The sequence below is a fragment of the Nocardiopsis endophytica genome, assembly GCF_027706725.1.
Taxonomy (GTDB): Bacteria; Actinomycetota; Actinomycetes; order Streptosporangiales; family Streptosporangiaceae; genus Nocardiopsis_A; species Nocardiopsis_A endophytica.
This window is the reverse complement of sequence record NZ_JAQFWQ010000015.1, coordinates 36234-48766: the sequence shown is the minus strand read 5'-3', so window position 1 is coordinate 48766 and position 12533 is coordinate 36234. Positions and strand designations below refer to the sequence as shown.

The 12533-nt window shown below is 70.0% G+C and carries 8 protein-coding genes; 3 read left to right on the top strand and 5 right to left on the bottom strand.

Going from position 1 to position 12533, the window contains the following annotated elements; translation table 11 throughout:
* Positions 1-569: 569 nt before the first annotated feature.
* From O4J56_RS07705 to O4J56_RS07695, 3 genes are all read right to left on the bottom strand, one after another.
* A complete protein-coding gene (locus O4J56_RS07705) occupies positions 570-1232 on the bottom strand; it encodes a hypothetical protein (protein WP_270684681.1) in 663 nt (220 codons plus the stop codon).
* Between the two features lie 275 nt (positions 1233-1507).
* Positions 1508-1900, bottom strand: coding sequence for a hypothetical protein (locus tag O4J56_RS07700; RefSeq protein WP_270684680.1), 393 nt, complete (start codon positions 1898-1900; stop codon positions 1508-1510).
* A 225-nt stretch (positions 1901-2125) separates the two neighbouring features.
* Positions 2126-4846 (bottom strand): helix-turn-helix transcriptional regulator, encoded by a 2721-nt coding sequence (locus O4J56_RS07695; protein ID WP_408639095.1) that lies wholly within the window; start codon positions 4844-4846, stop codon positions 2126-2128.
* Positions 4847-5177: 331 nt separating this feature from the next.
* On the opposite strand from O4J56_RS07695, the gene O4J56_RS07690 reads away from it, so the two are divergent.
* From O4J56_RS07690 to O4J56_RS07680, 3 genes are all read left to right on the top strand, one after another.
* Positions 5178-6092: an MBL fold metallo-hydrolase gene (locus O4J56_RS07690; RefSeq protein WP_270684677.1), complete on the top strand. Its 915-nt coding sequence runs from the start codon at positions 5178-5180 to the stop codon at positions 6090-6092.
* 41 nt (positions 6093-6133) lie between these two features.
* Positions 6134-7627, top strand: coding sequence for a carboxylesterase/lipase family protein (locus tag O4J56_RS07685; RefSeq protein ID WP_270684676.1), 1494 nt, complete (start codon positions 6134-6136; stop codon positions 7625-7627).
* A 191-nt stretch (positions 7628-7818) separates the two neighbouring features.
* On the top strand, positions 7819-8307 hold the full coding sequence (locus tag O4J56_RS07680; protein WP_270684674.1) for a MarR family winged helix-turn-helix transcriptional regulator: 489 nt from the start codon (positions 7819-7821) through the stop codon (positions 8305-8307).
* 72 nt (positions 8308-8379) lie between these two features.
* On the opposite strand, the gene O4J56_RS07675 is transcribed toward O4J56_RS07680, so the two are convergent.
* Together O4J56_RS07675 and rph are read right to left on the bottom strand one after the other, a co-directional pair.
* Positions 8380-9330 (bottom strand): NmrA/HSCARG family protein, encoded by a 951-nt coding sequence (locus tag O4J56_RS07675; RefSeq protein WP_270684673.1) that lies wholly within the window; start codon positions 9328-9330, stop codon positions 8380-8382.
* Between the two features lie 392 nt (positions 9331-9722).
* A complete protein-coding gene (rph, locus tag O4J56_RS07670) occupies positions 9723-12365 on the bottom strand; it encodes a rifamycin-inactivating phosphotransferase (RefSeq protein WP_270684672.1) in 2643 nt (880 codons plus the stop codon).
* Positions 12366-12533: the final 168 nt, after the last annotated feature.

Below are 12533 nucleotides of genomic sequence, written 5' to 3'. Positions count from 1 at the left end.
TCGGCGGGCACATGGACACACGCGCTCGTCGATGCGATAATTCGGCGGCCGGAGGCATGTCCGGCGCCGCCATGTACAGCGGGTGCGGCCAGGGGTCGAGAATCCATAATCGCGTGCACGGCATTTTCGCAGTTCAAGCCCCCAGAGGCAGGACTTGTGACGTACATCACCCGACACCGAAGCATCCGTGAGATGGTCGCATGCAATCGGACACGATCGCCGCAGGCCAGGTGCCGCGAAATTCCGCAAGAGGTCCGAAGGACGTCAAAGCCCGAAGGGCATAAGAACGGTCTCTCCCAGCACAAACTGGGGAATCCCGTGCTGGGTCCGAAGGACGTCAAAGCCCGAAGGGCATAATAACGTTAGTGCTTCTGTTCGGCAGCGAGGCGTCGCGGCCCGAAGGGAGTCAAAGCCCGAAGGGCACAGCTCCTCCACCAGGGACGATCTCGAATGGGTCAGGATCACTGATCCCGTACCCCTTCACAGGTCACGACTGGACAAACCTCCGCGAGGTGCCTGCACACCATGGCCGGTAGCCAGGAGGAGGCAAATCGGAGAACGGGTCAACCTCAGACGATCTGGTCCGTCCTATCGATATCCCAGCCATCATCCAGGTCATCCGGCTCGGGCTCAACTATGCCGTACCCCTCCACAGCACCGAAATAAGTAACCTCTCCAGGGTTTATAGGTGTCTGCAGCGTGGATTCAATCTCCTTAAGCGCCGCTGCAAGTCGCGGAGCGTTGGCGGCGTGCAGCTCCGGATGGGGAGCGCCGTTGAATGCGTGCGGCGCCCAGATGTCATGGTAAACAGATACGTCCACGGCGACTTTTTCGTCCAATGGCATCGTCTCCACAAGGAGGAGATCGGACTCCGTGTGAGCACCACCCTGGGCATCAATCCACGTACCACTACCGTGCGCCTGCAGCAGTAGCAGCTCTGCGTAGGCGGGGTCACTATCCGGGCGGGTGGCAAGGAGGCTCTCAGCGCACTCGGATGAGTCTACAGCCCCGCAGACAGGAACGGTCCGCCAATCACGGGGCCTACGCCGACCCCGAGGATACTCCCAACAGATCTCGACGGCATCGACCGTTAGAAGCCCATGGCGGCGAATGACCCCGGCAACCACCGCCAGCATGGATAGTGAATCGGCAAAACCTGCCTCTACCTTCCCTGTATCGAAGAACCACTCCCATGAGCCAGCAGGCTCGGGAGCTCTGAGAAGTCCCCCCATCGGTTCCTCCGAACCAGCTACGCCCCCACGTTAGAGGCGGTCAGTCATGTCGAGGCCTCGACTGGGCGAACCACCGCGAGGGACCTCCACCTTGTCCGCCCCATCAGCGTGCCCGACCACCCACGTCCACGTGACAGTCACCTGCGGCGCGCTCACCAGCAGGGACATGGTTTCTCTCAGTGCCGACCGCCCGTACCAGAGGCGGGAGAGCCTCGGGAATTTCGATTACAGTCTTCTACATGAGGAAGATGATCGGAGGGCCAGGAGCCCGATATCTAATCTTCCGCGATTATGTCCGGAATGTAAGCTCCGCCTTCAGACAGACACCACCACCAGGTATGCGACGCCGGCGCCCATCCTGGTATATCCGCAGAGTCGAGCAGCGGAGACAGATCCTTGATGTCCTCAATCACATCATCAATGTCGGCCAGGTCACCTTCAGCGAGCCCGGGAAGTACACTCTCAAGAGAAATATACTCATCATTGAAGAATTGAATTGCACTTCTTTTCCAACACGCCTGCCAAGCCCCGGAAGACGGCGCTTCTTCAAAGCGATTCGAACATTCCAGTATATACCTTCTCAACAGGGTCGGGTTTTGCCCTTTCACCACTAGCGAATTAACCTGTTGCCGAAACTCTTCGTATTGCTCTCCCGCCAGTCCTTCCAACTCCCGAATCTGCAAGGTCTCTCCCAAAGGGCTATAGCGCCAGTTGAGTGATGAGACCCCGGAGGATGCCCCCTTACTCAATAACCATATAGTCCGATCAACCAACTCTACCGCTCTACTTTCACCATCCCCCATCCAATTCACCCCATATTTCCTGCATTATAAGTATTCATTTATAATTTACCATCCGGGGTAACAATAATGACCGCCCCCATAATTCGCCGTTCAGCCCTGGGCTCCGGTATTCGACAGGGAGCCCTCGAGCATGTCGCGGAGTTGTGTGCGGGCGGTGATGCCCAGCTTGGGGAAGACCCGGTAGAGGTGGGAGCCGACCGTGCGCGGTGACAGGAACAGTTTCTCCCCGATCTCGCGATTCGTCAGGCCGCGGGCCGCCAACTGGACGATCTGCTGTTGTTGGGGGCTGAGTTCGGTGAAGGCGCTGGGCACGGCGTCGGTCACCTCGATGCCGGCGGCGCGCAGTTCTGCCTGTGCCCGCTCGATCCACGGCCGCGCGCCCAGGCGCTGGAAGGTTTCCAGGGCGGTGCTCAGCAGTGGACGGGCCTCGGCGATACGGCGTCGGCGCCGGAGCCATTCCCCGTAGTCGAGCCGGGTCTGTGCCCGTTCGAACGGCCACTGCTCACCCGCGGGCCGCGCGAGCGCCGCCTGGAAGAACGGCTCCGCGTGCTCGGGATCCGCCAGCAGGGCGCGGCCCCGGTCGATCAGCGCGGCCACCCGGACCGACATGCCCGCACCGAGGCGCCGCGCCGACCGTTCCATCAGCACTGCGGCGTGTTCCCGCTGCCCGCGGCGGACGGCCGCCGCTGCCAGCTCGGCCAGGACCGTGTAGGAGACGTGGTAGTGGACGGGATCGCCGTCGTCGGTGAACGCGGAGCGGAAGTGTGTGTACGCGGTGTCGTAGTCGCCCTCGGCCACGGCCGCCATCCCCAGGGCCCGGCCCGCGAAGACCGCGATGGAGCGGCTCTCCAGCGGATCCACGAGGGACAGGGCCCGCCCGGCGAGTCGGCGTGCGGCGGCCGGGTCGCCCTGCAGGCCGACCACCGTGGCGTCGAGCACCTGGGCGCACGCCTCCGCGTGGTCGAGTCCGGCGGCCGATGCCGTGGCCGCGATGTCGGCCGCCACCGAGCGGGCCTCGCCCCATCGGCCCTGTTCCAGGCGGGTCCAGCCGACCGCGCATCCCAGTCCGTCCGGGAGCGGGCCGTGCGCCCGCCACCGGTCGAACGCCTCGTCGAAGGTCCTGGCGGCGAGGGTGGTCTGGTCGAGCAGCCAGGCGACGATGGCCAGCGCGGTCAGGCGCCGCGCGTCCCCCTCGGCCTCGGCGATGAGCCCGGGCAGCTCCGGTACGAGGGACGCTCCCGCGCCGCCGGGGTCGGAGACGGCCAGTACCCATGCGCGCAGTGCCGCTCCGGAGGGGTCGTCGGGCATACGGGAGACCAGGCTCTGGATCCGCCGCTGCTGGGACTCCTCGCCCGAGTAGTAGCGGACCACCGCCGCTGCGGCCAGCGCGTCGAGCACGAGTGGCGACCGGGCGTCCGCCTCCTCGTCGGCGACGCGCATGAGCAGGGCGAACGCTGCCGTGTGGTGGGGGCCCAGAGACATGAGCCGACCGGTGGCCAGCGCGGCTCTGCCCAGCAGCGCCGGGTCGTCGGTGCTCTCGCGGACCGCGGCGGCCAGGTGTTCCACCCAGCCGAGCTGACCGGTGAAGACGGCGGTGTCGGCGGCCTCGGCCAGCAGGCGCGCCCGGTCCTCGCGGCGGGGGCTGAGCTCCGCGGCGCGTTCCTGGGCCGCGGCGGCGGCCGCGAATCCGCCTCGGCGCCGGGCCCGGTCGGCCGTCCGCTGCAAGGCGGCCGACACCTCCCGGTCGGGGCGCACCGTCGCGGCGGCGAGGTGCCAGGCGCGGCGGTCGGGCTCCTCGCGCAGCAGCTCCGCGAGAGCGAGGTGCGCCCCGCGGCGTTCTTCGAACGACGCCGAATGGTAGACGGCTGAGCGGGCGAGCGGGTGGCGGAAGGAGATCCCGGCTCCGTCCCGGCGTACGAGGCCGGCCCGGTCCGCAGGCTCCCATGCCTTGTCGTCCGCTTCGGGGAGACCCGCGGCGGCCGCGTGTGCGTCCACCGCGTCGGCCGCCGCGAGGAGCACCAGGACACGGCGGGTCGGTTCCGGCAGGTCCGCCGCGTGCCCCGCGAAGATCCGCTCCAGCCGGTCTGTGACCGGCAGTGGGCCCTCCACAGCGCTGCCCTCGGAGGGCCGGTCCGCAGCGGCGTGGGCGAGTTCCACCAGGGCCAGCGGGTTGCCGGCCGCCTCCTCGAGGATCCGCACGCGGGTTCGGCCGGTGGGTGGTGCGGGCTGCTGGTCGAGCAGCCGGTTGGCCGCCTCGCCGTCCAGCGGGCCGAGTTCGAGGCGGTCGTACCCCTTGTCGAAGCCGGGCAGTGCGGCCGCGGTGCGGACTCCGACCAGGAGCGTGACGGGCTCGCCGTCCACGCGCCGCGCCACGAAGGAGAGGACGTCCAGTGACCCGCGATCGATCCACTGTGCGTCGTCGACCACCACCAACAGCGGGGCGGTTTCCGCCAGGTCCGACAACAGGGTCAGAACCGCCAGACCGACGACCATCGCGTCGGGGGCTTCGGCGCACTCGTCGATCCCCAAGACGGCGCGGAGCGCGGCGCGCTGCCGCGACGGCAGGCCCTCCGCCGCACCGAGTACCGGGCGGAGCATCTGATGGAGGCCGGCGAATCCGAGATATGTTTCGGATTCGCTCCCCACCGCTCGCAGTACACAGCCGCCCGCGCTCCGTGCGTGATCGGCCGCAATGTCGAGTAGCGCGCTCTTTCCGGCGCCCGGTTCACCCGTGACGATCAGCACGTCGCCGTGGGATCGGTCAGCGCAGGAACGCCGGATCATCTCCTCCGTCTCGGCTTCTCTGCCCACGAGCGTCAGACGATTACCCCGCGTCGAGTGCTGGCCCCCACGAGCATTTCCATTGTTCTCCACGGACGCTCCAGGGAATCAGGATACCGCTGATATTAGCGCGGGAGAGCCGCGTCGGCTCCCGCCGGAGGGCCCCGAAGCCACTCAGAGCGCATCGGGGCGCAGTGGACGAGGTGGGGCCGCGCGCCGCACGGACATCGCGGCGATGCGGCCGCCGACCTCCGCTGTACACACAGGGGCAGTCACGTGACGGATACCGCGCCCGCCGGGGCCGCTCGTACGGTTGAGCAAAACCACGGTCGAGCAACACCTCCGAATTCCAAGGGAATCCATGAATCAGATCGTCCTCGGCGATGTCTCCATCACCCGGGTGTGGGAATACTTCGGTCCCGTTGAAATGACGCCAGACACCTTCTTCCCGGGAAGTTCGAAGGAAGCCTGGGAGGCCGGCGCCGACTGGCTGGCCCCGCACTTCCTGGATTCCGAGACCAACATCGTCAATTCCGCGATCCAGACCTGGCTGCTGCGCAGTGAGGGCAGGACGATCCTGGTCGACACCGGAGTGGGCAACCACAAGGAGCGCCCCTACGCCCCGGTCTGGAGCCGCCTCGAAACGGACTTCCTGGACAACCTCGCCCGGGCCGGTGTCCGGCCCGAGGATGTGGACATCGTGGTCAACACGCATCTCCACATCGACCACGTCGGCTGGAACACCCGCCTGGACGGGCGGCGGTGGGTCCCCACCTTCCCGAACGCCACCTACCTGATGCCCAAGGACGACTTCGACTTCTGGAACCCGGAGAACGGCCACCGGCCGCTGCTCGGCCGCGGCAACCAGAACGTCTTCGAGGACAGCGTCCTGCCGGTGCACCAGGCGGGACAGACGCGGCTGTGGGAGCACGGCCACCGGATCGACGCGAACCTGCGCCTGGACTCCGCCCCCGGGCACACGCCGGGCTCCTCCGTCCTGACCCTCACCTCCGGCACGGACCGCGCGGTGTTCGTCGGCGACATGCTGCACAGCCCGGTACAGATCCTCGAACCGGACGCCAACAGCTGCTTCTGCGAGGACCCCGCCGAATCCCGCGCCACCCGCCGCAGGACGCTGGGCTGGGCCGCCGACAACAACGCCCTCGTGATCCCGGCCCACCTGGGCGGCCACGGCGCCGCCGAAGTCGTCCGCGAGGGCAGCGCCTTCGCCATCAAGGACTGGGCGCCCTTCACCCCGTACACCGAGCAGGACTGAGTACACCGAGCAGGACTGAAGCCCGCGGAGAGGCGCCAGAAATGAGCCACCACCCCGAACCCGTCGTGACCACCGCGCAGGGAGCCGTCCGCGGCCTGCGCCGTGACGGCGGCACCGCCGCCTACCTGAACATCCCCTACGCCGCCCCTCCCGTGGGCGCAGGCCGGTTCGCGCCGCCGCGGCCGCACGAGCCCTGGGACGGTGTACGGGACGCCACCGTGCCCGGCCCCAACGCGCCGCAGTCCGAGCGCAAGCTCGGCAGCATCGACATGTCCCCCTACTTCGGCACCGGATGGAGCCGAGGCGAGGACTACCTCACCGTCAACGTGTGGACGCCCGCCGCCGCGCAGGGCGGCCTGCCCGTGATGGTGTTCGTCCACGGCGGCGGATTCGTCGCCGGCTCGACACGGTCCGCGTTGTACGACGGCTCCGCCTTCGCCCGCGACGGCGTCGTCCTCGTCACCCTCAACTACCGGCTCGGCATCGCCGGGTTCCTCGACCTCCCCGGGGCCCCCGCCAACCGCGGCCTGCTCGACGTCGTCACCGCACTGCGCTGGGTGCGGGAGAACATCGACGCGTTCGGCGGTGACCCGGACAACGTCACGCTCTTCGGCCAGTCTGCCGGGGCCACCGTCGTCGGCGGCGTCCTCGCCACCGCGGAGGCCGCGGGACTGTTCCGCAGGGCGATCGTGCAGAGCGGCAGCGGCCTGGGCGCGTTCACCACCGAGCAGGCCGCCCGCGTCACCGCCGCGGCCACCGGGGTGTTGGGGGTCGAACCGCACGTGGACGCCTTCGCGGAGATCTCCGATGAGCGTCTTGTGGAGGCCGCCGCCGAGCTCGCGGGCATCGACCTGCAGACCGCCACCCACCGCGACCCGCTCATCGGCCTCAGCCCGTTCAGCCTGGTCCTGGACACGCAGCCCGCCGTATCCGTCGCGGCCGGGCACGGCTCCGCCGTCGACCTGCTCGTCGGGACCAACACGGAGGAGGGCCACCTCTACCTGGTCCCCGTGGACAGGTACGCCTCCTCGACCGCCGAGGACGTGGACGACACGGCGGCGCGCTCGCACCCGGACCCGGCACGGCTCGTGGAGGCGTACCGCAAGGCACGTCCTGAGGCGCCCTACGGCGAACTGCGCTCCGCCATCATGACCGACGCGCTGTTCGGCGCGGGCAGCCGGGCTCTGGCCGGCTCCCATGCCGCCCACCCCGGGGCCGCGACCTTCGCCTACGAGTTCGCCTGGCGCTCGCACGCCCTGGACGGACAACTCGGCGCCGCGCACGCGGTCGAGCTGCCCTTCGTCTTCGATCTCACGCACCTGCCGCAGCTGCAGGGCCCCGCCGGTCTGCTCGGCCCCGGCGAGCCCCCCGCGGATCTCGCGGCCCGCATGCACGCGACCTGGATCCGGTTCGCCGCCACCGGCGACCCCGGCTGGGACCGCTACGACACCGAGCGCCGGGCCACGATGCGCATCGACGCCGAGTGGTCCCAGGTCGACGACCCCCGCAGCGAGGAACGACAGGCCTGGAGCTGACGCACGGGGTTCGCCTGCTCCCCTCCGAAGACCGCTCGCGACCGTACTGCTCATCCCCGGACGGGACGTGATCCTCGCGGTGCAGGATCGGTCCTCCCGGGTCGAGCCGGGTCGCGGGTTCGGCGCGCCGGGGCGGCGGCCGCACGGGGACCATGTACATGATGCGTCAACTAACACGTACACTGGCGTTCGTGACTGAGACACCGCACTGGCTCACCCCGGAGGAGCAGCGCGCCTGGCGCGGCTTCGTCCGGATGAACGCGATCCTCCTCGACCGGCTGGCCCAGGTGCAGGCCGCGGCAGGGCTCTCCGGCGCGGACTACGTCGTCCTGGTCGAGCTCACCGACCGGCCCGAGGGCCGGGTCCGCTTCCAGGAGCTGGCCAGGGCGGTGGAGTGGGAGAAGAGCCGGATGTCCCACCACATCGCCCGGATGGCCAAGCGCGGCCTGGTGGTGCGGGAGACGTGCGCCGAGGACGGGCGCGGGGCCGTCATCGCCATCACCCCCGCGGGGCGCGAGGCCATCGAGCGCGCCGCCCCCAGCCACGTCGCAACCGTCCGCCGCCTGTTCATCGACCTGCTGACCCCGGCGGAGCTCGTGGTGCTCACCCATGTCTCCGAGCGCGTCCTCGAGCGGATGGAGCGGGAGTCCGACGGCGCGAGCGGCGCGGACGGCGGGTGAGCCGTGGCGGCGGCCCGTGCCCCCATGCCCGGGCCGCCGCCGCTCCTCCGCCGCCGCTCGGCCGCCGTCCTCTCAGATCTCCTTGAACGCCGCGGCGTTGGCGGCCAGCCAGTCATCGAAGCTCTTGAGCTCCGGGTTCAGCTCCCGGAGCCCGTCCAGGTCGCGGGCACCGGTGAACTCCCGGTCGAAGTCGCCGTAGAACTGGAACATGTTGCCGACCTCCTCGGCGCCCGGGAAGCCGAAGGAGCGGAAGACGTCGTAGGGCACCGACTGGAAGCGCACCGGCTCGCCGAGCACGGCCTCCAGCTTCGCCGCGTACTGCGCACCGGTCAGGTGGTCCCCGGCCAGGCTGACGGTCCGGCCGATGAACCGCTCGCCGCCCTCGAGGATGGCGCGGGCGGTCCGGCCGATGTCGTCGACGTCCACGCCCGAGAGGAGCCTGCCCTCCTCCAGCGGCAGGGTCAGGGTCAGCACGCCGTCCTCACCGCGCTTGGGGGCCATCGTGGTCAGGAAGTTCTGGAAGAAGAACGTGGAGTTCAGGAAGGTCGTCGGCACCCCGGCCTTCCGGAACAGGTCGTTCGCCTCGCCCTTGGCGTCGAAGTGCGGCACGTTGTACCTGCCCTGCAGGACGGGCATCCGCTCGTCCTCCAGCGGCAGCAGCTCGCGGGTGTCCTCCAGGGTCGACCACACCACGTGCCGGAGCCCCGCGGCCTTGGCGGCCCGCACCAGCACCTCGGCCTCCTCGATCTCCCTGGCCGCCGAGGCGTGCGCCCAGAAGTTGGTGACCAGGAAGGCACCGTAGGCGCCTTCGAACGCCTTGTGCACGCTCGCCTCGTCCTCGAAGTCCGCCCGCACGACCTCGGCGCCGAGCCGGGCGAGTTCCCGGGCGGCGGGCGAGTCGGGGTTCCGGGTGAGCGCGCGCACCGTGAAGCCCGAGGCCGGGTGGGCGAGGATCGCCCGCGCGGCACCACCGCCCTGTGCGCCCGTGGCTCCGGTGACCGCGATGACCTTCTGCTCGTTCATGGCTGTAACCCCTGTCCGGGAAGAATTAATGTTGATGCGTCAACTGAACCTAACCCCATGATGATGACACGTCAACATCTTTCCTCGGGGGGATGAGCCGCCGACGGGCACGGCGGCGGCCCTCGTGACACAGGCGACGCAGAGCGGGATCCCCTCAGGAAGAGGGCGAGGCGTGGGCCGACTCACATGGCCGGAACGCGGGCGACGGCGGCGGTGCGCACGGAGGAGGCCCCCTGGACTACTCGTCGACCCACGACGATGGCCGATGACACATCAACCGGGACCACCGATGCCCCCTGCGCGCCGACCGGGGGGGAAGACGCCGGGGCCGCACCCCGTCCGGGGTGCGGCCCCGGCGTCGTCGGACGGTCAGGCGTCCGGGCCGGAGCTCCCTACGGCAGGACCTCCACGTACCCGGCCGTGCCGTCGACTCGGATGCGCTGACCGTCCTGGATCAGCCGGGTGGCGTCCTCCACCCCTACGACCGCGGGCAGGCCGTACTCGCGGGCGACCACCGCGCCGTGGGTCATCAGCCCCCCGACCTCCGTCACCAGGGCCCCGGCGGTCACGAACAGCGGGGACCAGCTCGGGTCGGTGAACGCGGTGACGAGGATGTCGCCCTCCTCCAGGTCCGCCTCGGCCATGTCCAGGACCACGCGGGCCCTGCCCTCGACGGTGCCGCTGGAGACCGGCAGGCCGCTCAGCGCTCCGGCGGGCGCTCCCCCGCGCCGGTACTCCCCGGAGAGGGCCTCCCCCTCCGAGGTCAGCACCCGGGGCGGCGTCAGCGACCGGTGCACCCCGTACTCCTCCCTGCGGCGGCGGATGAGCCCCTCGTCCGCCCGTCCCGTGCGCACGGCCTCCCGGAACTCCTCGAACCTGAGGAAGTACACGTCCTCCCGGTCACCGAGCGCGCCGTCCCGCACGAGGCGGTCGGCCTCGCCCAGCAGCGCCTTCTTGTACATGAAGTAGCGGCTGACCATGGCGTACTTCGGATACTCCCGGTACCCGGCGAAGGTGCGCACGCGGTCGATCATCCGCTCGGCCTCCTCGGCCCTCCGCTCACCTTCGGGCAGGGCGCGCAGGCGCTCCAGGACCTCGTGCTTCTTCTTCAAGGCCGCCTGCCGCCCCTCTTCGTAGCGCCGCGAGCCCTCCCCCGCAGCGAAGTTGTCGATGTTCCCGAGGATCGCGGGCACGAGCGCGGCGGGGCGCTCGCTCCAGCGGGGCCGGGTGATGTCGATCTCGCCGACGCAGCGCATGCCGTAGGTGTCGAGGTAGCCCCGGATCGCGGACCGCGCCTCCGCCCCTCCGGCGAGCCCGTCCATCTCCTCCAGAAAGTCCTGGTCCTCACCGACCTCCCGCAGGAAGGCCACCACCTCCGGATGCGGGCGGACCGCGTCCGCGACGTCCAGCAGCGCGAGCCCCATCTCCGAGGCCACGTTCCCGGGGGCGGACCGCGTCAGCGTGTCCGCGGGGTTCGTCTCGCCCAGCCACGCGTGCAGCCTCTCGTTCAGCCACCCGGCGGCATCGATCCCCGCCATGATCATTCGCAGGCCCTGCGGGTCGAACATGAAGCCCTTGAGGTCGTCCAGGTCCTTCAGGATGAAGTCGAACAGCTCCGGGCCCGACACGGTCCGGATCTCGCGTTCGGCGGCGGCGAGGGACGCGCGGCCGCGCTCGACCATCGCGGCGACGGCGTCCGGGTCGGCGTCCATCGCCGGCGGCGCGCCGCCGGCGGGCGGTCCGGCCGCCTCCCCCTGGTCCTCCTCCGGGGTGGGCGGGACGAATCCGCGGTCGAGGAGCGTCCGCAGCGCGTCCCCGATCAGCGGGTCGGACCCTCCGAGGGCCCCCAGGACCTCCTCGCGCCCCGCCCGCGAGGCCAGGCGCCCGGTGACGTCCACGAACAGCCGTCCGCCCGCCTCGGCCATCGGCCGCGGAGTCGTCGCCTGCCAGAAGGAGATCCCCAGGGGCTTCATCGCATCGGTCATCATCTGCTGGTGTCCGACGGAGACGTACACGCGGTCGCCCGGCTCCCGCGTCCGGGGGACGGGGAAGAGCGTGGTGATCGCCCGGCTCTGGACGATCCTGAAGCCGCCGTCGGCCAGGCACCACTCGATGTCCTGCGGGGCGCCGAAGTGCCGCTCGATGCGCCGCCCCAGCTCCACGAGCCGCACCGCCTGCTCATCGGTCAGCACCGGCCGCTCGCGCTGCTCGTGTCCGACCGCCCGCTCCCGCGTGCCGCCCTCCGGTGCGGAATGGACGGCCGACCTCTTGTCGCCGACCGCCTTCTCGACGACCCGGCCGCCGCGCACCCTGTAGACGTCGGCGTTCACCGCCCCGGAGACGAGGGCCTCGCCGAGGCCGAAGGCCGCCTCCACGGTGGCCACCGTCCGGTTCGAGGTGACGGGGTCCGCGGTGAAGAGGACCCCGGCCGCCTCGGAGGGGACCATCCGCTGCACCACCACGGCCATGAGCACCCCGCGGTGGCCGAAGCCGTTCCGCTGGCGGTAGGCGACCGCCCGCTCGGTGAAGAGCGAGGCCCAGCACCGGCGCACGGCGTCGACGACCGCCGTCGGCCCCACGATGTTCAGGTAGGTGTCCTGCTGGCCCGCGAAGGACGCCCCCGGCAGGTCCTCCGCCGTCGCGCTGGACCGGACGGCGTAGGCGGCGTCCTCGCCGTGCCGGGCGAGAGCGCGGAGGATCTCCGCCGCCAGGTCATTGGGGACGGCGGCCTCCTCGACGGCCGCACGGACCTCCGCGCTCAGCGCGCGGATCCCCGCCGTATCGCCCGTGTCCAGGCGCGACAGCCGTGCGAGCCCGTCGTCGAGCGAGGGCACCTCCGCCATGGCCCTCCGGAAGGCCTCCGTCGTCACGCAGAACCCGTCGGGCACGTCGATGCCCTCGATCCCTGACAGCTCCCCCAGGTTCGCGCCCTTGCCCCCGACGAGAGCGCCCTTCCGCCGGTCGGTCGCCCGCAGGTCCACCACGTAACGGCCGACTGCGACGTCTCCCGCCGCGCCGCCTTCGATATCCGGCATGTGCCACTCCCCCGTGCATCGTTCTCCCGCTTCGGCCGATGCATTCTGCAGCATTCCCCAGGTCTTGCCACAAGCCCCCGGTCCTGCTATACGTTGAAAATGGCAGGGAGGAATTTTTCTCCCTGCCATTCGTCTTTTCTAGGGCCTCCCCGCCGCGACCCGAGGGCG